At 61.7% G+C, this 20,890-nt stretch carries 15 protein-coding genes and 4 rRNA genes; all 19 read left to right on the top strand.

Features of this window, described 5'->3' with window-relative positions; all coding sequences use genetic code 11:
- Nucleotides 1–6 precede the first annotated feature (6 nt).
- The 19 genes from glyA to ADJ70_RS11560 all read left to right on the top strand — a co-directional run bounded on the left by glyA (nt 7) and on the right by ADJ70_RS11560 (nt 20,755).
- The gene (glyA, locus tag ADJ70_RS11650) at nt 7–1,275 is read left to right on the top strand and encodes a serine hydroxymethyltransferase (RefSeq protein WP_157051528.1); all 1,269 of its coding nucleotides are present in this window, start codon (nt 7–9) and stop codon (nt 1,273–1,275) included.
- A gap of 70 nt (nt 1,276–1,345) precedes the next feature.
- Entirely contained in the window at nt 1,346–1,987 is a 642-nt protein-coding gene (gene upp, locus ADJ70_RS11645) for a uracil phosphoribosyltransferase (RefSeq protein WP_050341613.1), read from the top strand.
- Nucleotides 1,988–2,193: 206 nt separating this feature from the next.
- Nucleotides 2,194–2,481, top strand: coding sequence for a hypothetical protein (locus ADJ70_RS11640; RefSeq protein WP_050341611.1), 288 nt, complete (start codon nt 2,194–2,196; stop codon nt 2,479–2,481).
- Between the two features lie 26 nt (nt 2,482–2,507).
- Entirely contained in the window at nt 2,508–3,335 is an 828-nt protein-coding gene (atpB, locus tag ADJ70_RS11635; RefSeq protein WP_253273192.1) for a F0F1 ATP synthase subunit A, read from the top strand.
- Between the two features lie 113 nt (nt 3,336–3,448).
- Nucleotides 3,449–3,643 (top strand): ATP synthase F0 subunit C, encoded by a 195-nt coding sequence (gene atpE / locus ADJ70_RS11630; RefSeq protein ID WP_050341609.1) that lies wholly within the window; start codon nt 3,449–3,451, stop codon nt 3,641–3,643.
- 42 nt (nt 3,644–3,685) lie between these two features.
- Nucleotides 3,686–4,288 carry a F0F1 ATP synthase subunit B gene (atpF, locus tag ADJ70_RS11625; protein WP_157051527.1) on the top strand — a complete coding sequence of 201 codons (603 nt, stop codon included), beginning with the start codon at nt 3,686–3,688 and terminating at the stop codon, nt 4,286–4,288.
- The gene (locus tag ADJ70_RS11620; RefSeq protein WP_050341606.1) at nt 4,278–4,751 is read left to right on the top strand and encodes a F0F1 ATP synthase subunit delta; all 474 of its coding nucleotides are present in this window, start codon (nt 4,278–4,280) and stop codon (nt 4,749–4,751) included. The genes atpF and ADJ70_RS11620 overlap by 11 nt, the downstream gene beginning before the upstream one ends.
- Complete coding sequence (gene atpA / locus ADJ70_RS11615; RefSeq protein ID WP_050341605.1) at nt 4,748–6,400, top strand: F0F1 ATP synthase subunit alpha; 1,653 nt, start codon at nt 4,748–4,750, stop codon at nt 6,398–6,400. The genes ADJ70_RS11620 and atpA overlap by 4 nt, the downstream gene beginning before the upstream one ends.
- A gap of 6 nt (nt 6,401–6,406) precedes the next feature.
- Nucleotides 6,407–7,321, top strand: coding sequence for an ATP synthase F1 subunit gamma (gene atpG, locus ADJ70_RS11610; RefSeq protein WP_050341604.1), 915 nt, complete (start codon nt 6,407–6,409; stop codon nt 7,319–7,321).
- A 53-nt stretch (nt 7,322–7,374) separates the two neighbouring features.
- Nucleotides 7,375–8,796, top strand: coding sequence for a F0F1 ATP synthase subunit beta (atpD, locus tag ADJ70_RS11605; protein ID WP_050344566.1), 1,422 nt, complete (start codon nt 7,375–7,377; stop codon nt 8,794–8,796).
- 10 nt (nt 8,797–8,806) lie between these two features.
- Nucleotides 8,807–9,238, top strand: a complete 432-nt coding sequence (atpC, locus tag ADJ70_RS11600; protein ID WP_050341603.1) for an ATP synthase F1 subunit epsilon — start codon at nt 8,807–8,809, stop codon at nt 9,236–9,238.
- Between the two features lie 34 nt (nt 9,239–9,272).
- Nucleotides 9,273–10,562: a UDP-N-acetylglucosamine 1-carboxyvinyltransferase gene (gene murA / locus ADJ70_RS11595; protein WP_050341601.1), complete on the top strand. Its 1,290-nt coding sequence runs from the start codon at nt 9,273–9,275 to the stop codon at nt 10,560–10,562.
- Between the two features lie 239 nt (nt 10,563–10,801).
- Complete coding sequence (locus ADJ70_RS11590; RefSeq protein WP_050341600.1) at nt 10,802–11,185, top strand: metal-dependent transcriptional regulator; 384 nt, start codon at nt 10,802–10,804, stop codon at nt 11,183–11,185.
- Between the two features lie 168 nt (nt 11,186–11,353).
- Entirely contained in the window at nt 11,354–12,262 is a 909-nt protein-coding gene (locus tag ADJ70_RS11585) for a UTP--glucose-1-phosphate uridylyltransferase (protein WP_050341599.1), read from the top strand.
- Nucleotides 12,263–12,273: 11 nt separating this feature from the next.
- On the top strand, nt 12,274–13,683 hold the full coding sequence (locus ADJ70_RS11580) for a hypothetical protein (RefSeq protein ID WP_050341597.1): 1,410 nt from the start codon (nt 12,274–12,276) through the stop codon (nt 13,681–13,683).
- A gap of 302 nt (nt 13,684–13,985) precedes the next feature.
- Nucleotides 13,986–15,500, top strand: a 16S ribosomal RNA gene (locus ADJ70_RS11575).
- A 243-nt stretch (nt 15,501–15,743) separates the two neighbouring features.
- Nucleotides 15,744–18,681 (top strand): 23S ribosomal RNA (locus tag ADJ70_RS11570).
- Nucleotides 18,682–18,791: 110 nt separating this feature from the next.
- Nucleotides 18,792–18,907: ribosomal RNA gene (rrf, locus tag ADJ70_RS11565) — 5S ribosomal RNA — on the top strand.
- Between the two features lie 333 nt (nt 18,908–19,240).
- A 16S ribosomal RNA gene (locus tag ADJ70_RS11560) occupies nt 19,241–20,755 on the top strand.
- Together the 16S, 23S and 5S rRNA genes form the textbook arrangement of a ribosomal RNA operon.
- Nucleotides 20,756–20,890 lie beyond the last annotated feature (135 nt).

Below are 20,890 nucleotides of genomic sequence, written 5' to 3'. Positions count from 1 at the left end.
ATGGGTATGTCAGGCTATCTGGAGCAGCTGCGTGTTGAGGACAGCGAGGTCAGCGGTCTCATCGAGGAGGAACTCGGTCGCCAGCGCGACTCCATCGAGCTCATCGCGTCCGAGAACTTCGTGTCCCTCGTCGTGATGGAGGCGGTGGGAAGTCCTCTCACGAACAAGTACGCCGAGGGCCTTCCCGGCAAGCGCTACTATGGCGGTTGCTGGGCCGTCGACAAAATGGAGGACCTCGCTCGCGAGCGCGCGAAGCGGCTCTTTGGGGCCGCGTTCGCCAACGTCCAGCCCCACTCCGGTGCGCAAGCGAATTACGCGGCAGAAACTGCCTTCGCACGCCCTGGGGATACCGTCATCGGCATGGACCTCTCCAACGGCGGACACCTTACGCACGGCTCTCCCGCGAACTTCTCGGGTAAGCTCTTTGACATCAAGAGCTATGGGCTTGACCCCAAGACCGAGCGCATCGACTATGATGATGTCGAGGCAAAGGCGCGCGAGTCCAAGCCCGCCATCATCATCGCGGGTGCGTCGGCCTACCCCCGCACCATCGACTTCGAGCGCTTTGCCCAGATAGCCCACGACAGCGGCGCCATCCTCATGGTGGACATGGCCCACATCGCGGGCATCGTCGCCGCCGGCCTGCATCCCAACCCTGTGCCCTGCTCCGACGTTGTGACCTCCACTACCCACAAGACCCTGCGCGGCACGCGTGGCGGCCTCATCCTGTGGAACAACCCGGACTACACCAAGCGCATCAACTCGGCGGTCTTCCCGGGAACGCAGGGCGGACCCCTCGAGCACGTTATCGCCGGTAAGGCGGTGACCTTCGGCGAGGCGCTCAGGCCCGAGTTCAAGACCTATATCCAAGGTGTGCTCGTGAACGCCAAGGCGCTCGGTCGCGGCATGGAGTCGCGCGGCCTTCGCCTCGTGACGGGGGGCACAGACAACCACCTGCTGCTCGTGGACCTCACGGGGGTGGCGCAGGGCGAGGTCAGCGGGCGCGATGCGGAGCGGGCACTTGAGCGGGTCGGTATCACGGTCAACAAGAACACGATTCCCGGAGAGCAGCGCTCGCCCTTCGTGACGAGTGGCATCCGCGTGGGCTCTGCCGCCATCACGACACGCGGCTTCTCTGAGCAGGAGTGCGAGCGTGTCGGAGAGCTCATTGGTGACGTGGTGACGCATGTTCATGACGAGAGGGTGTTCGATCGCATCGAGGCGGAGGTCAAGGAGCTTCTGGCCTCGCATCCACTCTACCCGGGGCTGAGGTAGAATGCCCCCGATGCCATGCGACCGTCCCCCTGCTGGGGGCGGGACGCGTCCAGTCCAGGAAGGGGAGTGCATGGGGTTTGACACAAGTCGCCTTACGATCATCGACCATCCGCTGGTCCAGCACAAGCTGCACATCCTGCGCGACAGGGACACTCCCACCAAGCAGTTTCGCGAACTGGTCGGCGAGCTTGCGATCTTCGAGGGCTATGAGGCCATGCGTGACTTTCCCCTTGAGGATATCGAGGTAACGACTCCGCTCGAGAAGACCGTCTGCAAGCGAATCGCGGGAAAGAAGGTCGCCATCATTCCCATTCTGCGCGCCGGCCTGGGTATGGTGGACGGCCTGCTCTCGCTCGTTCCCTCCGCGCGCGTCGGGCACGTGGGGATGTATCGTGATCCCACAACCCATGCGCCGCACCAGTACTACTGTAAGTTTCCGCCAGACGTCGAGAGCCGTACCTGCCTCATCGTGGATCCCATGCTCGCAACAGGCGGTTCGCTCACGGCGGCCATACAGTTTTTGCGCGAGGCGCACGTCAGGGACATCCGTGCCCTCACGATAGTGTCGGCCCCCGAGGGCGTCAGGGCGGCTCTGGACTTCGACCCTGACGTGCGGCTCTATACCTGTGCGGTCGACAGGGGACTCAACGAGAGCGCCTACATCCTGCCGGGCTTGGGTGACGCGGGGGATCGTATCTATGGTACCAAGTAGGGGATGCGCCCGCGCCCCGGCCCTCGGCTAGGGCGCGGGCGGGGCTATGAGGGTTTCTCAGAGTCGGTCGCGCCCCGCATGGATACGTGCGAATGGGGTATCATAATAGATGCTGCACAGAGCTACTGGATTCTTGTGGCTGTGACAGAGAGACTCTTTACTGGTTCCTTCGGTGCTTTGACGTATGAAAGACGAGATGCAGGGCGATGAGCGTAGGGGTCGTTATCACGTGTGGCATGCTGTGCGGTCTTACGGGTTGTGTTTTGCCCGCCCGCCTCTTTGAACGCACGCTCCAAAAGAGTAAGATATGTGACGTGAGCGTGCCGGACGGAATCATGGCGATCATCGTCTCTTTTGTCTTTATGTCGCTGTGCGTTTTTGTCCTGTATGCCACGGCACAGGAGTACATTCTCGTCTTTGGGAGTTCGACGGTCGGAGCGTTCCTCGTGTTCTGGGGGATTGAGGCAATGAGGGCGATGCGCGCCATGCGCTAGGCGAGCCTTGCCGAAGGGAATGACGGATGGTGGATACTGTACTGCTTGCGATGGTCGCAAACCCACTCGATGGGTTGTCTGACGAGATGGACGAGTTGCTCGACGGCTTTATGTCCAAGCCGCTTGTTGGCTCGAGTGGACTGGGCCTGACCAACTATATCTTCTGGATGTGTGTGGCTCTCGCTCTGCTGCTCATCGTTATCTTCGCCTTCAAGGGCAGGCAGACCAAGGGGCTCGTGCCGCAGGGCGTGTTTGTGAACGCCATGGAGTCCGTTGTCGAGTTCGTTCGTGACGATATGTGCAAATCGATTCTTGGGGATAGTTGGAAGAGGCACTTTCCCTTCCTCGCTGCGATCTTCTTCTTCATCGTGGCAAACAGTATCGTGGGCATCATCCCCGGGGCGCACCCCGGAACGGGTACCATCGGTGTCACGGGTGCCCTCGCGCTCTGCTCGTTCTTTTATTTTATCGTGATGGGCATCAAACGTATGGGGCCTATCGGCTACATTAAGAGCCTCGCCCCTAAGGGCGTTGTCTTTCCCCTCAACGTGCTTGTGTGGGTCATCGAACTCTTCTCGACCTTCCTGCGCTTGGTAACCTTGGCTGTCCGACTCTTCTGCAATATGTTCGCCGGCCATGTCGTGATGGGTACCTTTGCGATACTTGCCGCCCTCTTCGTGGGGCCGCTCATGCAGGGGGTTTCGGCTGCCGCGATGGGGTATGCTGCGGCGTCCGCCTTTTGGATCGTTCTGCTCATTGTCATCTACCTGGTGGAGATTCTTGTGGGCATCATCCAGGCGTATGTCTTCACGCTGCTTTCGGCCGTGTACATCCAGCTCGTCGAGAGCGAATAGGGCGGTGGGGCCAAGAGACTGGCAACTCGCGGGCATGGATGTGAACTACCCGCCATTGCAATAGAGGGGACATTGGGGTGCCCCATGTTCGGGCACAAGTCAAAGGAGGAATCGTGGGAGTCATCGGGTATGGTCTTGGCGTTATAGGTGCTGGTCTTGGCATCGGTCTTGCGGCCTATGGTGCGACAACGGCCATGGCGCGTCAACCGGAGGTTCAGGGTCGTCTGTTCACGACCTTCATCCTTGGCTCTGCGTTTGTCGAGGCCCTGGCACTCATCGGCTTCGTCGTCACGCTCATGGCCAAATAGGTTGGCGGCCAAACGACGAGACGCATGAGTTGGAGGAATTCCATGTACAGGAATACGAAGGGGCATACATGGCTGGCTCGCGTCGCTGCTGTGACGCCGATTCTGCTAACGCCCGGTGTGGCGCTGGCGGACACGCCAAGTGGCACCGATCTGCTGCTTCCCAAGCCCGCCGAGTTCATCCCTGCGCTCTTGGCTTTCCTGGTCATCTGGGCAGTCCTCGCTAAATTCGCATGGCCCTCTATCCTCGGTATGATGGAGAAGCGTCAGCAGAAGATCCAGGACGATCTTGACGCGGCGCAGCAGGCCAAGGTGAAGGCCACCGAGGAAGAGAAGGCATACGAGGCAAAGATTGCCGATGCCCAGAGGCAGGCAGAGGAGATCATATCCAAGGCGAAGAAGGAGGCCGAAGAAGAGCGTTCGCAGGTCTTGGCTAAGGCCCAGCGGGAGGCTGTGGGGATCATCGCTAAGGCTCACGGTGCCGTCGGCTCCGAGCGCAAGAAGGCCATGATCGAGCTTTCGGGACAGGTTGTCGACCTCTCGGTCGAGATCGCCGGCAAGATCATAGGCAACGATCTTAGCGAGGTGGATCAGCGCAGGTTGGCCGAGAAGTACCTTGCGGAAGTGGGCACCCCCGATGCTGACTAACCATATCGAAAACGAGAGGGTGGAGGCGTACGCCCGCGCACTCATCGAGGCAGGACGAGGTGAGGGTCGTGCGAACGCTAACCTCGTGCAGTGGCAGCACGCGCGCAAGTTCTCGCCCGAGGTCCTCGAGACCTTGGCTGCCATGCGTGCCGACGGTGATGATAATCTCATCGCTGAGGTTTCCAAGCGGTATAAGGAAATTCTCGACAGTGAGGATACGACCGTCTCGGTCACGGTCACGACCTGCATACCCATGGACGACGAACTGCGTGAGAAGGTGCGCGAGAGGACGAGCGCGAGGCTCAAGGCTCCTGTCTTTCTCCAGGAGCGCATTGACCCCTCCATTTTGGGCGGCATCGTCATCGAAGCGCGGGGCAAGCGCTATGATGCCTCTGTGCGTGCCCAGCTCGCTAACATTCGTAAGACGCTCGCCTCTACCTTTGTCGGAAGTGATGAGCAATGACAGATACTATTAGCTCTGAAAAGATCATGAGCACGCTGCGCGAGCAGCTCGCCCAGATCAGCGCGACCGTCGATCGCCAGGAGGCTTCCGTTGTCACCGAGGTGGGGGATGGCATCGCGCATATATCGGGGCTCAAGACGGTCATGTCTGGCGAGCTGCTGGAGTTCACAAGTGCCAGCACGGGTCATAGCATCTTTGGCCTCGCTCAGAACCTTGACGTCGACGAGGTGGGTGCTGTCCTCTTTGGTGACGTTGACTCCATTCGCGAGGGCGATGAGTGCCGCACCACGGGACGCGTCATGGACATCCCCGTGGGTCGAGCCATGCTTGGTCGTGTCGTGAACCCTCTCGGTCAGCCCATTGACGGGCTGGGCGCCATCGATGCGACGGCACGCAGGCCCATTGAGTTTAGGGCGCCTGGCATCATGGAGCGCCAGCCGGTTTGCGAGCCCGTACAGACGGGTCTTCTGGCTATCGACGCCATGGTGCCCATCGGTCGTGGTCAGCGTGAGCTCATCATCGGCGATCGCAAGACGGGCAAGACGGCTATTGCCATTGACGCCATCGTCAACCAACGCGAGACCGATATGATCTGCATCTACGTCGCCATCGGGCAGAAGGCGTCAACGGTTGCGGCAATCAAAGAGACGCTCTTCCGCCAAGGCGTGCTCGATAAGACGATCATCGTCGCTGCCACGGCTGCCGACTCCGCGCCTCTGCAGTACATCGCCCCGATGGCGGGCGCTGCCATTGGCGAGTATTTCATGTACAACGACAAGGATGGCAAGTCCGCAGACGTCAGTCATCCGGGCGGTCATGTGCTCGTCGTTTACGACGACCTCTCCAAGCAGGCCGTCGCCTATCGTCAGATGTCACTTACCCTGCATCGCCCGCCTGGGCGCGAGGCCTATCCCGGTGACATCTTCTACCTGCACTCGCGCCTACTCGAGCGCGCCTGCAAGATGTCTGACGCCAATGGTGGCGGCTCCTTGACGGCGCTCCCGATCATCGAGACGCAGGAGGGCGATGTCTCGGCCTATATCCCCACAAACGTGATCTCTATCACCGATGGCCAGATCTACCTGCAGTCGAACCTCTTCTTCCAAGGGCAGCGTCCTGCCGTTGACGTTGGCATCTCGGTGTCACGTGTCGGTGGTGCCGCGCAGCTCGATTCGATGAAGCAGGTGGCAGGCACGCTTCGCCTCGACCTTGCCTCCTACCGCGAGAAGCAGGCCTTTGCCCAGTTTGGCTCCGATCTCGACAGCACGACGCAGTACCAGCTCAATCACGGCGCACATATGATGGAGCTGCTCAAGCAGGGCCGCTATGCCGCCCTCGATGCGGCTGACCAGGTCATTGCCATCTTCGCCGCCAAGGAGGACTTCCTCGACGACATCGACCTCGATCACGTCACGCTCTTTCGCGACCAGCTTGCCAAGTTCATGGCCGAGAAGCACCCTCAGGTTCGCTCGGCGCTCAAGGCAGGCAAGATCACCGATGAGCTTGGCGAGAAGATCAAGTCCTACGTCGCGGCCTTCAAGACCGACTTCCTTGAGGAATATCCCAACCGTAAGAAGGCGGCGGACGTCGCCGAGATGGCCGAGGACATGACTGCGGGGGATTCCGGTACCACGGTAGGCCAGGAGTAGCAGCAGATGGCGAACCTTCGCGAAATACAGAGGCGCATGAGCTCCATCAAGAGTACGATGCAGATCACGCGCACGATGGAGATGATCTCTACCGCCAGGATCCAGAAGGCGCTCTTGCGGGCCGAGGATGCCTCGCCCTATAAGGACGCCATCACCCACATGCTCGCTCACGTCGCGTCTGCTGGCTTTGATGACTCGCAGCCGTTGCTGCAAAGGCATCGTGAGGAGAGAAGCGTTCTCTTTGTCCTGATTGCCTCTGACCGCGGTCTTGCTGGTGGTTTCAATATCCTGCAACAACGCCTGGTCGAGCAGCAGATGAGGGACCTTGCGGCTCGAAACGTCAAATCATCGGTCATCACCTGTGGTCGTAAGCCCACCGAGTACTTCACTTACCGCAAGATCCCACCAGTCCTCTCCTTCGTCGGCACCTCTTCCGAGCCGACGCATGATGAGGCTGACCGCATTGCGTCCTATGTTATGGACGGCTATGCGTCAGGTAAACTTGATCGCGTCATGATCATGTACTGGCACGCCAAGAACCGCGTAGATCAGGTGCAGGTCAGCGAACAGATTCTTCCCGTCTCGCGGGAGAGGCTCATGATGCCTAACCGTCCGCGCACTCCTGAGGCCCTCTCGCAGGTTGAGCACGAGGCCTATACCGACTACGCCTTCGAGCCATCGGCTCATGAGGTTATGGATTACTTGATGCCCGCCTATATCAGGACGGTCATCTTCCACGCTCTGCTCGATTCGGCGGCCGCCGAGCATGGGGCGCGTCGCCGTGCCATGCAGTCGGCCACCGATAACGCCAAGGAGGTGCTTGGCAGTCTCGGCCGTAGCTACAACCGCGAGCGCCAGGGCGCCATCACCACAGAGCTCAATGAGATCATTGGCGGTGCTTCCGCATTGGAGGACATGTAATGGCTACTTTAGAAGAGACGCGCACGCCGCTTGAGGAGGCTGCCTACCTCCATATGTACCAGAGTGTGGGCACGGGCAAGATCATCCGCATCGTCGGGCCGGTCGTGGACGTCAAGTTTGATGGAAAGGTTCCCGCCATCTACACGGCACTCGTCGTCGATGGCGATACGCCAGTGGGCAAGGTGCACACCGTGCTCGAGGTCGAGTCCCAGCTCGCCGATGGTGTGGTGCGCTCCGTTGCCATGTCATCCACCGATGGCCTGCAGCGCGGTCTTATGGTACATGATACGGGGCGACCCATGATGATGCCCGTAGGTCCCTTTACCTTGGGGCGTGTCTGGAACGTCATGGGACAGCCTGTCGACGGGAAGGGGATTCCCGAAGACGTGCTCTACTACCCCATACATCATCCGGCGCCTCCCTTTGAGGATCTCACCACTACGACCGAGGTCTTCGAGACCGGCATCAAGGCCATCGACCTCTTGGAACCCTATGTGCGCGGCGGTAAGACAGGCCTCTTTGGTGGGGCTGGTGTCGGCAAGACGGTTCTTATACAGGAGCTTATCAACAATCTTGCGCAAGAGCACGGTGGCACCTCGGTCTTTACTGGCGTGGGCGAGCGTACGCGCGAGGGTACCGACCTTTACCTCGAGATGACGGAATCCGGCGTCATCAACAAGACCTGCCTGGTCTATGGTCAGATGAACGAGCCGCCTGGAGCGCGCCTGCGCGTGGGTCTCGCAGGCCTCACGACGGCCGAGTACTTCCGTGATCAAGGCCAGGACGTGCTGCTCTTCATAGACAACATCTTCCGTTTCTCTCAGGCGGGCTCTGAGGTCTCGGCACTCCTTGGCCGTATGCCGTCAGCTGTCGGCTACCAGCCCACGCTGGCCACCGAGATGGGCGACCTCCAGGAGCGCATCACCTCCACCAAGGAGGGTTCGATCACCTCCGTCCAGGCTGTCTACGTTCCCGCAGACGACCTCACGGACCCGGCTCCTGCCACGACGTTCACGCACCTCGATGCCACGACGGTCCTCTCTCGCGCCATCACCGAGCTGGGTATCTACCCGGCTGTCGACCCTCTGGCAAGCTCCAGCTCCGCCCTTGATCCTTCCGTTGTGGGTGACGAGCACTATCGGGTCGCCATGGCCGTCCAGGAGACCCTACAGGAGTACTCCGACCTCCAGGACATCATCGCCATCTTGGGCATGGATGAGCTATCCGAAGAACAGCAGCTCGTGGTTTCCCGTGCGCGCAAGATCCAACAGTTCCTCTCGCAATCGTTCCATGTCGCCGAGAAGTTCACAGGTAACCCCGGCGTGTACTGTTCGGTCGAAGATACCGTCCGCTCCTTCGCCGCTATCATAGATGGCCAGTGCGACGATATTCCTGAGCAGGCGTTCCGCTTTGCGGGCAGCATTGATGACGTTCGACGTCGTGCCAGTACGATGTCTGCGGGCAAACAGGGGTAGGAGAAGGGCGATGGCAGAGCTTAGCTGTCAGTTCGTGCGTCCCGACAGGCTCCTGTATGAGGGGCCTGTCGCAAGCCTCATCCTAGTGACGGAGTCGGGTGAGCTGGGGGTGTGGCCTGGCCATGCCGCCGAGATCTGCGCGCTTGGTGATGGTGTCGTCCGCCTGCATCTGCGCGAGACGGACGGCGGTGGTACCGTGAAGGTCATCATTTCGGGTGGCTATGTCGAGATAGATGGCAAGGATGTCATCATTCTGGCCGACCATGCTCGACGTACCGACGACATTGACCCTGACCAGGTGCGCGACACGAGAGAGGCCGCGTTTGATACGCGCGATGCCCTTCCTGAGGGGGATCATCGTCGTGCGTACTGGGACAATAAGATAAAATGGTGCAACCTGCTGCTCAAGCACGCTGAGCGCTCTGGCAACGAGGTCGCGTAGGCGTCCGCCGGCGTGACGCGTCTCAGGAGGCAAGTTGGAAGTCATCAGGGTCAAGGGTGGACGTTCCATAGAGGGTGAGGTTACAGTCGAGGGTGCCAAGAACTCGGCGCTCAAGCTCATGGCGGCAACGCTCATGGCGCCCGGCGTGAATACGCTTACAAATGTTCCCAACATTGCAGATGTGCATGTTATGGGCAAGGTGCTCAAGTACCTGGGTGCGAGGATAGAGGTCCTCGGTGAGCATGAGCTTAAGATCGACACGTCTTCGGTCGATAGGTGGGAGACGCCCTACCACCTCGTCGCCCAGATGCGGGCATCGACGGCCGTGCTCGGTCCGCTGCTGTCGCGCTTTGGCAAGGCCATCGTCGCGATGCCGGGCGGCTGTAACATCGGGGCGCGCAAGATAGACATGCATATCTTGGGCCTGGAGTCTCTTGGCGTCAACTTTGACGTCGATCATGGAGACATCCACGCCAGCATACCCCATGGCCTTAAGGGTACCCAGGTCATGCTTGACTTCGCAAGTGTCGGTGCCACCGAGAATCTCATGATGGCCTCCGTTCATGTGACGGGCACGACCGTGATAGAGAACGCGGCTCGTGAGCCAGAGATCGTCGATCTCGCAAACCTTCTTAACGAGATGGGGGCAAAGGTCAGTGGCGCAGGATCCTCTCGTATAGAGATCGAGGGCGTGGAGGAGCTGCACCCTGTCGAACACAGGGTTGTGGGTGATCGCATCGAGGCGGGCACCTTCATCGCCATGGCGGGCATTTGTGGAGGGCCCGTCACCGTCAAGGGCTTCGATCCGGCTCACCTCGGGCTTGTGCTCAAGAAGTACGAACTCATGGGTCTGGACGTTGAGCGCGGAAGACATGAGTGCACCGTGAGCCGCCAGGCACCCATACGCTCGATAGATATCCAGACCCTACCCTTTCCTGGCTTTCCCACCGACCTGCAGGCCCAGACCATGTGTCTCCTCGCACAGGGATCCGATTCCTGCATCGTTACCGAGAACGTCTTTGAGAATCGCTTCATGTTTGCAAGCGAACTGCAGCGTATGGGTGCCGACATCACCATAGAGGGCCATCATGCCATTGTGCGTGGCGTCGAGAGGTTTTCGGGTGCTGAGGTCAAGTCGCCCGATCTGCGCGGTGGTGCGGCGCTCGTGATGGCGGGGCTTGTCGCAGATGGGTATACGACCGTCTCTGATGTTCACCATATCGATCGCGGATACGAGTGCTTTGTCGAAAAGCTTCAGGCCCTTGGCGCCGAGGTGCGTCGCATGGAGGTCCCAGACCTCGAGGATGGGGGAGAGGTTGGTTAGGATCGCTTGGCCTCTAGCTTCGCTGAGGTGCTACCCATGCCGTGGATGACGCTTGTCCCCTCCGTGGGGTTGAGTCTCTCCTAAGCTGGGTAGACGATACACAGGCTGGTAAAGCTACCAGCAGGTATCCATGGATAGGAGAGGGAATGGAAAGTGCAGTTGAACGCAAGCGACCCCGGGCGGGAAGCGATGACGCCTGTCTGGCCGCAAAGAACAGACCTGGGTCGCACAGGCTCTCTATGGCCAACGAGGACTACCTCGAAGCCATCTACCGCGTCATGGAGGAGGCCGGCGACTTCAGCGGCGCTCGCTCCGTTGACGTGGCAGACCGGCTCGGTGTCTCTAAGGCGAGCGTCAACAAGGCGGTGAGCACTCTCAAGGACGCCGGGTATGTCGCGCAGAACCACTACGGACGCGTGAGGCTGACCGACGCGGGTCGGGTCTATGCGTCTCACGTCTGGCGCTGTCACAGGATGCTTCGCTCCTTCCTCGAGAGGGACCTCGGTGTAGATCACGAGACGGCGGATGCCGAAGCCTGCCTGATGGAACATGCCCTCTCGCGTGACACACAGCTCAAATGGCTCGGCTATCTCGAGAAGCAGGGGATAGCGATCGAGGACTAGAGGCGCCAGGGCAGCTGTGGAGAGCGGGTGTGACGGCTCTCTTGGGCCTGCCGTCTGCGGCCTTGTCGATCCTTATGGTGACGTGAGGGAGTATCCTAAATCGAATGGGCCGGAAGCTGGCCCATGTTCCTGCACTGTGTAGCGCAGCCCACGAAAGGACGTCGTCTCATGAAGGCAGTCATTCCCGCCGCAGGTCTTGGTACTCGCTTCCTACCGGCCACCAAGGGCACACCCAAGGAACTCCTTCCCGTGCTCAACAAGCCGGTCATCCAGTATGTCGTGGAGGAGGCCCTCGAGCCCGAGGGAGTCGATGGCGTCATCATCGTGAACTCACACGAGAAGCCGCAAATCGAATCGTATTTCAAGGTTGATGGCGGTTTCGAGGACATCCTGCGCAGGCGTGGCAAGCTGAGGGAGGCTGACTCCGTTCATGAGGCGGCCTCCCTCCCTGTGAGCTTCGTCTACCAAGACGAGCCTCGCGGCCTTGGCCATGCGGTCCTATGTGCGGCTGCGGCCACGGGTGACGAGCCATTCTTTGTGCTGCTTGGTGACTACTTCGTGCCCGACCACCAGATGTGCGTCAATATGAAGCGGGTTTCGGACGAGCGTGGGGGTGCCCCTGTGATCGCGGTTGCGCCTGTGCCGCCAGACCAGGTGAACCGCTATGGCATCATCGCGGGCGAGTGCGTTGGTAGCCTTGCGGGTGGCGAGTTGGTAGACAGCGAGGCACAAGGAGCGGTGTGGAAGATCTCTGGCCTCGTAGAGAAGCCCGCCCCGGCAGATGCCCCGAGCCACCTCTTTATCGTGGGGCGCTACCTGCTTACCCCACGAGTTATGGAACTCCTCGAGGACCAGGGTGTTGGGGCGGGCGGAGAGATCCAGCTCACCGACGCGATGCAGCGCCTGCTTGCCGAGCAGGACATGTATGCCCTGGTCGTCGAGAGGGAGGAAGGCTGCGATACGGGCACTCCAGCGGCGTGGGCGGCCACGAATGCCAAGCTCGCCCTGCTCGATGAGTCGACCAGGCTCGCCTTCACAGAGGCCCTCGGCACAAAGGCCTCAGCGCTTCTTGGCTAGCGGGCGATGCGATGCGTGCCCTCAGCTTTGGTGTGAGCGGTTGGACCGCCCGCTTTGACAATGGCTTCGACGAGACGTCTGTGTCGTCCATTGCCGCAGCGCTCGGCCAGCTATGGTCGAGACGCCACGGTGGGGCCACCGTTGCTGTCGGCTACGACACGCGTCATGACTCGCAGGGCTACGCGACGCTTGTGGGGTCAATACTTGCCGCGTATGGCCTGACGGTCAGGGTCTCTGTGTCTGCCTGCCCCTCGCCCGCCCTCTGCTGCGCCGTTGCGGCGGACCCGGCCTGTATAGGTGGCGTCAGGGTGAGTGGCTCCGACGCGCCCTGCGAGTATGGTGGGATCTCTGTCTGTGGCAGCGATGGGGGGAGCGTCTCACAGCGTTTCGCGAAGGCAGTCGATCAGCTCGTGGGCGTCGCCGCACCTGTTAGCATGGACGAGTTCGACACGGCGGATCTGATGGGGCCCTACAAGGCTTGCCTGAACAGAGTCATCAGGCCGCCCGATGCCCCCCATCGCACGCTCAAGATCGTTGTCGACCCCATGCATGGGGTCGGTGCGCAGCCCCTTTTACCCCTGCTCAAAGAGTTGGGCTGCGACGTCACGCTCATGCATGGGGAGCAGCGCGAGGACTTTGGAGGTCTTCATCCCGAGGCTGCGGAGCCGTGGGTGGACGACTGCGAGGCGGCGGTCGTGCAAGGAGGTGCTGACCTTGGAATCGTGCTTGATGGCGACGCGATGCGCTCTGCCGTGATAGATGCCCAGGGCACCCTCGTCACACCGCATAAGCTTATCCCTGTGCTGCTCGACCATCTTGTACGGAGCCGCCGCATGTCGGGTCGCGTGGTCTGCACGATGGCGAGCTCCGCTCAGATTCGCCTGGAGGCGGAGCGCCTCGGGCTTGGCTTCACCGCAGTTCCCGTGGGCTTCGATCGCATCCATGACGAGCTGCTTGACGGTGACGTGCTCCTCGGCTGTGAGGAATTCGGCGGCGTGTGTCTGCCCATCCACCTTCCCGAGAGGGACGGTACGCTTGTCGCGCTGCTCGTCGTGGAGAGTCTGCTGAGGTCGGGACAAAGCCTTGCCGAGGCCGTATCGGAGCTTGAGGCGCAGATTGGCCCCATGAGTTACGGCAGGCGCGACATGAGGCTCGATCCGGCAAAGCTACGGACGCTCTCCAACGCCCTGCCGGGTCTCAACCCAGGGGTCGTCGCAGGTGAGCAGCCACGTCACGTCTCGCACGCCGATGGTCTCAAGCTCGAGTTCTTCGATGACTCGTGGCTCATGGTGAGACCGTCCCGAAGGGAGCCCACGGTGAGGATCTATGCCGAGGCGCACAGCGTTAGAAGACGGGACAAGCTCCTGAACGTGGCAATCGACTATGTCGAGGGTGGCTATCAGCAGGATCTGCTGCGATAGTCCTATCTGCCCGCAGGAAGACAGATATGGATGATATGTGATTATCCGTATTGTCAGCGGGGTTGGGGAAGAGAGTGCGTAATATATCTCTTCGCGCCGCGCGGGGGACAGCCTCCCGCCCGGGCGCTGCGAACCCTGAGAACCGGATACTGCGATCGAAAGATCGACGAGAGACAGCAGAGCGAAGTTCGAGTTATTCGAGAGAGTCAATTCGAAACCAAGCGAATCCAGATCAGCGGGATCTTGGACGGACCGACGCGCTCCGAGAGACGACACACACGCCGGCGAGCCCGGCGCACGTTCGAACGGAGAGTTCGATCCTGGCTCAGGATGAACGCTGGCGGCGCGCCTAACACATGCAAGTCGAACGGTTAAAGCCCCTTCGGGGGTGCATAGAGTGGCGAACGGCTGAGTAACACGTGGGCAACCTGCCCCCCGCACCGGGACAGCCTCGGGAAACCGTGGTTAATACCGGATACTCCGCCACCCCCGCATGGGGGCGGCGGGAAAGCCCAGGCGGAGGGGGATGGGCCCGCGGCCTGTTAGCTCGTTGGCGGGGTAACGGCCCACCAAGGCGATGATGGGTAGCCGGGTTGAGAGACCGACCGGCCAGATTGGGACTGAGACACGGCCCAGACTCCTACGGGAGGCAGCAGTGGGGAATCTTGCACAATGGGCGAAAGCCTGATGCAGCGACGCCGCGTGCGGGACGAAGGCCTTCGGGTCGTAAACCGCTTTCAGCAGGGACGAGGCCGCGAGGTGACGGTACCTGCAGAAGAAGCCCCGGCTAACTACGTGCCAGCAGCCGCGGTAATACGTAGGGGGCGAGCGTTATCCGGATTCATTGGGCGTAAAGCGCGCGCAGGCGGCCTGCTCGGTCGGGAGTCAAATCCGGGGGCTCAACCCCCGCCCGCTCCCGATACCGGCGGGCTTGAGTCTGGTAGGGGAAGGCGGAATTCCCAGTGTAGCGGTGGAATGCGCAGATATTGGGAAGAACACCGGTGGCGAAGGCGGCCTTCTGGGCCACGACTGACGCTGAGGCGCGAAAGCTAGGGGAGCGAACAGGATTAGATACCCTGGTAGTCCTAGCCGTAAACGATGGACACTAGGTGTGGGGGGAGGATCCCTCCGTGCCGCAGCCAACGCATTAAGTGTCCCGCCTGGGGAGTACGGCCGCAAGGCTAAAACTCAAAGGAATTGACGGGGGCCCGCACAAGCAGCGGAGCATGTGGCTTAATTCGAAGCAACGCGAAGAACCTTACCAGGGCTTGACATGCGGGTGAAGCGGCGGAGACGCCGTGGCCGAGAGGAGCCCGCACAGGTGGTGCATGGCTGTCGTCAGCTCGTGTCGTGAGATGTTGGGTTAAGTCCCGCAACGAGCGCAACCCCCGTCGCATGTTGCCAGCGGTTAGGCCGGGCACCCATGCGAGACCGCCGGCGTCAAGCCGGAGGAAGGTGGGGACGACGTCAAGTCATCATGCCCCTTATGTCCTGGGCTGCACACGTGCTACAATGGCCGGCACAGCGGGCCGCCACCGCGCGAGCGGGAGCGAATCCCCAAAGCCGGCCCCAGTTCGGATTGGAGGCTGCAACCCGCCTCCATGAAGTCGGAGTTGCTAGTAATCGCGGATCAGCACGCCGCGGTGAATGCGTTCCCGGGCCTTGTACACACCGCCCGTCACACCACCCGAGTCGTCTGCACCCGAAGTCGCCGGCCCAACCCGCGAGGGGGGGAGGCGCCGAAGGTGTGGAGGGTAAGGGGGGTGAAGTCGTAACAAGGTAGCCGTACCGGAAGGTGCGGCTGGATCACCTCCTTTCTAGGGAGCACGCCCCCGCGGGGGGCGATGGGGCGCGGGCGATCCCGCCCGACCCCGCTGAAGCTTGCCTCTCGCCGCGCCCGGCGCGCAGTGTCCGGTCCCGAGGGCTCGCCCTCGCCGTACCCTGAGAGCCGCATAGCGTGACAAAGACGAAAAGTTTTCTTTTTTCAAGAAGATCGCATCTGATCGCGCCGGGGGCGAAAGGCCCCGGGCGCAACGTATGTGTACGTACGAGGCCATCGAAGAGAAGATGGTAAGCGCACACGGTGGATGCCTTGGCACAGGAAGCCGACGAAGGACGTGACAAGCTGCGATAAGCCGCGGTTAGGGGCACATGCCCGCCAGACCCGCGGATCTCCGAATGGGCGAACCCGCCGGGACCAGAGGCCCGGCACCCCGCGCCGAACACATAGGCGCGGAGGAGGCAACCTGGGGAACTGAAACATCTCAGTACCCAGAGGAAGAGAAATCAACCGAGATTCCCCCAGTAGTGGCGAGCGAACGGGGAAGAGGCCAAACCGGCGGGCGCTTCGGCCCCGCCGGGGTTGTAGGGCCGGTCGTCGCGCAGTGACAAATCCCCGCGGGAGCGGAACGGCCTGGGAAGGCCGGCGAGACAGGGTTAGAGCCCCGTACGCGAACCCGCAGGGACTGCCGACCGGTTCCTGAGTACCGCCGGACACGTGAAACCCGGTGGGAAGCTGGGGGGACCACCCTCCAAGCCTAAATACTCTCCTGTGACCGATAGCGGACGAGTACCGTGAGGGAAAGGTGAAAAGCACCCCGGGAGGGGAGTGAAACAGTACCTGAAACCGTGTGCGTACAAGCAGTCGGAGCGCCCCTCGGGGCGTGACGGCGTGCCTTTTGTAGAATGAGCCAGCGAGTTACGGTGTGCGGCGAGGTTAAGCTTTGAAGCGAGCCGCAGCGAGAGCGAGTCCCAACCGGGCGCTTGAGTCGCGCGCCGTAGACGCGAAGCCGGGTGAGCTATCCGTGGGCAGGCTGAAACGGGGGTAAGACCCCGCGGAGGGCCGAACCCACCTAGGTTGAAAACTGGGGGGATGACCTGCGGATAGGGGTGAAAGGCCAATCAAACCCGGAGATATCTCGTTCTCCCCGAAATAGCTTTAGGGCTAGCCCCGGGCGTTTGCCTGCGGAGGTAGAGCACTGAATGGGTGCGGGGGCCTCACCGCCTACCAAGTCCAATCAAACTCCGAATGCCGCAGGCCCAGAGCCCGGGAGTCAGAACATGTGGGCTAAGCCGTGTGTTCGAGAGGGAAACAGCCCAGACCGCCCGCTAAGGTCCCCAAGTCCGTGCTGAGTGGCAAAGGATGTGCGTTTGCTCAGACAACCAGGATGTTGGCTTAGAAGCAGCCACCCATTCAAAGAGTGCGTAACAGCTCACTGGTCGAGTGGACATGCGCCGACAATATACGGGGCTAAGCACGGTACCGAAGCGGCGGACCCGCGCGCGAGCGCGGGTGGTAGGGGAGCTTTCCGTCCGGGGCGAAGCGAGGGGGCGACCCTTCGTGGACCGGCCGGAAGTGAGAATGCTGGCATGAGTAGCGAGAGGGGCGTGAGAAACGCCCCCGCCGTAAACCCAAGGTTTCCTGGGCAAGGCTAATCCTCCCAGGGTCAGTCGGGTGCTAAGGCGAGGCCGGAAGGCGTAGCCGACGCGCAGCAGGCAGACATTCCTGCACCCCCGACGCGGCGCCATCACCGACGGGGTGACGGAGAAGGGTAGCTCAGCGGGGTTCTGGACGTCCCCGTGAGGCCACGTAGGCCGGGCGGCTGTGAAACGCGCCGCCCGCGAGGGCTGAGGTGGCTGACGAAGCGACTGGGTGAAGTGAGTGAGCCCATGCTCCCGAGAAAAACCCCTAGGGATGCCGCGCGGGGCCCGTACCGCAAACCGACACAGGTGGGTGGGTAGAACATACCAAGGCGATCGGGAGAACTATGGTTAAGGAACTCGGCAAAACTGCCCCGCAACTTCGGGAGAAGGGGTGCCGCCGCCGGTGGAGGGGCTTGCCCCCCGAGCTGGTGGCGGCCACAGTGAAGAGGTCCAAGCGACTGTTTATCAAAAACACAGGACTCTGCTGAAGTCGTAAGACGACGCATAGGGTCTGACGCCTGCCCGGTGCCGGAAGGTCACGAGGAGCCGTCAGCGAGAGCGAAGCGGCGAATCCAAGCCCCGGTAAACGGCGGCCGTAACTATAACGGTCCTAAGGTAGCGAAATTCCTTGTCGGGTAAGTTCCGACCTGCACGAAAGGCGTAACGATTTGGACGCTGTCTCAACCATAGACCCGGTGAAATTGCACTAGTCGTGAAGATGCGACTTACCCGCGGAAGGACGGAAAGACCCCGTGAACCTTTACTGCAGCTTGACATTGGCTGCCGGTTCGTCGTGTAGAGGATAGGTGGGAGACGCCGAACCAGGGACGCCAGTCCCTGGGGAGTCACCCTTGGAATACCACCCTCGACGTTCTGGCATCCTAACCCCGCGCCGTGATCCGGGCGGGGGACCGTGTCAGGTGGGTAGTTTGACTGGGGCGGTCGCCTCCTAAAGAGTAACGGAGGCGCACAAAGGTCTGCTCAGCCTGGTCGGCAACCAGGCCGCTGAGTGCAAGAGCGCAAGCAGGCTCGACTGCGAGGCCCACGAGCCGAGCAGGGACGAAAGTCGGTTCTAGTGATCCGGCGGCCCAGAGTGGAATGGCCGTCGCTCAACGGATAAAAGGTACTCCGGGGATAACAGGCTGATCTTCCCCAAGAGTCCACATCGACGGGAAGGTTTGGCACCTCGATGTCGGCTCATCGCATCCTGGGGCTGGAGCAGGTCCCAAGGGTATGGCCGTTCGCCATTTAAAGCGGTACGCGAGCTGGGTTCAGAACGTCGTGAGACAGTTCGGTCCCTATCCTCCGCGGGCGTAGGAGAACTGAGGGAGGCTGCCCCTAGTACGAGAGGACCGGGGTGGACGGACCTCCGGTGCGCGGGTTGTCGACCAACGGCACCGCCCGGTAGCTGAGTCCGGTTGGGATAACCGCTGAAAGCATCTAAGCGGGAAGCCCGTCCCGAGATGAGTTCTCCCTTCGGTAAGGCCCCTCGTAGACCACGAGGTGATAGGCCGCAGGTGCAAGCGCCGCGAGGCGCTCAGCCGAGCGGCACTAATCGGCCGAGCTCTTCTCTTCCCTGAGCCAGGTCCCTGCGATCTCCTTGGGAGCGTCGTCTTGAGTCCCGCTGTGCGGCCCTGAGGGCACGGCGCCAGGCCGGCCCCTCGGGCAGAGAACGTCCCTCGCTGGTCGGCGGCCATGGCAGGGGAGGCACACCCGGTCCCATGCCGAACCCGGAAGTTAAGCCCCCGAGCGCCGATGGTACTGCGGAGCGAGTCCGTGGGAGAGCAGGTTGCCGCCGACCAGCGAGGGACGTTCGCGGGCGCCGCCGGGCACGGTCCCGGGGCGCCCGCGCTTTTTTGTGATGGAAACATGAAAATGCTTTATTGTACTTGAGCAAAACCCACTATCCAGTATAGTTATTTCTCGCGCCGCGCGGGGGACAGCCTCCCGCCCGGGCGCTGCGAACCCTGAGAACCGGATACTGCGATCGAAAGATCGACGAGAGACAGCAGAGCGAAGTTCGAGTTATTCGAGAGAGTCAATTCGAAACCAAGCGAATCCAGATCAGCGGGATCTTGGACGGACCGACGCGCTCCGAGAGACGACACACACGCCGGCGAGCCCGGCGCACGTTCGAACGGAGAGTTCGATCCTGGCTCAGGATGAACGCTGGCGGCGCGCCTAACACATGCAAGTCGAACGGTTAAAGCCCCTTCGGGGGTGCATAGAGTGGCGAACGGCTGAGTAACACGTGGGCAACCTGCCCCCCGCACCGGGACAGCCTCGGGAAACCGTGGTTAATACCGGATACTCCGCCACCCCCGCATGGGGGCGGCGGGAAAGCCCAGGCGGAGGGGGATGGGCCCGCGGCCTGTTAGCTCGTTGGCGGGGTAACGGCCCACCAAGGCGATGATGGGTAGCCGGGTTGAGAGACCGACCGGCCAGATTGGGACTGAGACACGGCCCAGACTCCTACGGGAGGCAGCAGTGGGGAATCTTGCACAATGGGCGAAAGCCTGATGCAGCGACGCCGCGTGCGGGACGAAGGCCTTCGGGTCGTAAACCGCTTTCAGCAGGGACGAGGCCGCGAGGTGACGGTACCTGCAGAAGAAGCCCCGGCTAACTACGTGCCAGCAGCCGCGGTAATACGTAGGGGGCGAGCGTTATCCGGATTCATTGGGCGTAAAGCGCGCGCAGGCGGCCTGCTCGGTCGGGAGTCAAATCCGGGGGCTCAACCCCCGCCCGCTCCCGATACCGGCGGGCTTGAGTCTGGTAGGGGAAGGCGGAATTCCCAGTGTAGCGGTGGAATGCGCAGATATTGGGAAGAACACCGGTGGCGAAGGCGGCCTTCTGGGCCACGACTGACGCTGAGGCGCGAAAGCTAGGGGAGCGAACAGGATTAGATACCCTGGTAGTCCTAGCCGTAAACGATGGACACTAGGTGTGGGGGGAGGATCCCTCCGTGCCGCAGCCAACGCATTAAGTGTCCCGCCTGGGGAGTACGGCCGCAAGGCTAAAACTCAAAGGAATTGACGGGGGCCCGCACAAGCAGCGGAGCATGTGGCTTAATTCGAAGCAACGCGAAGAACCTTACCAGGGCTTGACATGCGGGTGAAGCGGCGGAGACGCCGTGGCCGAGAGGAGCCCGCACAGGTGGTGCATGGCTGTCGTCAGCTCGTGTCGTGAGATGTTGGGTTAAGTCCCGCAACGAGCGCAACCCCCGTCGCATGTTGCCAGCGGTTAGGCCGGGCACCCATGCGAGACCGCCGGCGTCAAGCCGGAGGAAGGTGGGGACGACGTCAAGTCATCATGCCCCTTATGTCCTGGGCTGCACACGTGCTACAATGGCCGGCACAGCGGGCCGCCACCGCGCGAGCGGGAGCGAATCCCCAAAGCCGGCCCCAGTTCGGATTGGAGGCTGCAACCCGCCTCCATGAAGTCGGAGTTGCTAGTAATCGCGGATCAGCACGCCGCGGTGAATGCGTTCCCGGGCCTTGTACACACCGCCCGTCACACCACCCGAGTCGTCTGCACCCGAAGTCGCCGGCCCAACCCGCGAGGGGGGGAGGCGCCGAAGGTGTGGAGGGTAAGGGGGGTGAAGTCGTAACAAGGTAGCCGTACCGGAAGGTGCGGCTGGATCACCTCCTTTCTAGGGAGCACGCCCCCGCGGGGGGCGATGGGGCGCGGGCGATCCCGCCCGACCCCGCTGAAGCTTGCCTCTCGCCGCGCCCGGCGCGCAGTGTCCGGTCCCGAGGGCTCGCCCTCGCCGTACCCTGAGAGCCGC

It is taken from the genome of Olsenella sp. oral taxon 807, assembly GCF_001189515.2.
Lineage (GTDB): Bacteria > Actinomycetota > Coriobacteriia > Coriobacteriales > Atopobiaceae > Olsenella_F.
The sequence above is the reverse complement of the archived record's forward strand: the minus strand, read 5'-3'. Positions and strand labels throughout refer to the sequence as shown.

Excerpts from the sequence above, each read along its gene's own strand:
- ADJ70_RS11590 (WP_050341600.1), top strand. The coding sequence starts at position 10,802 with ATGGCCAACGAGGACTACCTCGAAGCCATCTACCGCGTCATGGAGGAG.
- atpG (WP_050341604.1), top strand. The coding sequence starts at position 6,407 with ATGGCGAACCTTCGCGAAATACAGAGGCGCATGAGCTCCATCAAGAGT.
- atpD (WP_050344566.1), top strand. The coding sequence starts at position 7,375 with ATGTACCAGAGTGTGGGCACGGGCAAGATCATCCGCATCGTCGGGCCG.
- atpC (WP_050341603.1), top strand. The coding sequence starts at position 8,807 with ATGGCAGAGCTTAGCTGTCAGTTCGTGCGTCCCGACAGGCTCCTGTAT.
- atpB (WP_253273192.1), top strand. The coding sequence starts at position 2,508 with ATGGTGGATACTGTACTGCTTGCGATGGTCGCAAACCCACTCGATGGG.
- glyA (WP_157051528.1), top strand. The coding sequence starts at position 7 with ATGTCAGGCTATCTGGAGCAGCTGCGTGTTGAGGACAGCGAGGTCAGC.
- atpA (WP_050341605.1), top strand. The coding sequence starts at position 4,748 with ATGACAGATACTATTAGCTCTGAAAAGATCATGAGCACGCTGCGCGAG.
- upp (WP_050341613.1), top strand. The coding sequence starts at position 1,346 with ATGGGGTTTGACACAAGTCGCCTTACGATCATCGACCATCCGCTGGTC.
- ADJ70_RS11585 (WP_050341599.1), top strand. The coding sequence starts at position 11,354 with ATGAAGGCAGTCATTCCCGCCGCAGGTCTTGGTACTCGCTTCCTACCG.
- ADJ70_RS11640 (WP_050341611.1), top strand. The coding sequence starts at position 2,194 with ATGAGCGTAGGGGTCGTTATCACGTGTGGCATGCTGTGCGGTCTTACG.
- atpF (WP_157051527.1), top strand. The coding sequence starts at position 3,686 with ATGTACAGGAATACGAAGGGGCATACATGGCTGGCTCGCGTCGCTGCT.
- ADJ70_RS11620 (WP_050341606.1), top strand. The coding sequence starts at position 4,278 with ATGCTGACTAACCATATCGAAAACGAGAGGGTGGAGGCGTACGCCCGC.
- ADJ70_RS11580 (WP_050341597.1), top strand. The coding sequence starts at position 12,274 with ATGCGTGCCCTCAGCTTTGGTGTGAGCGGTTGGACCGCCCGCTTTGAC.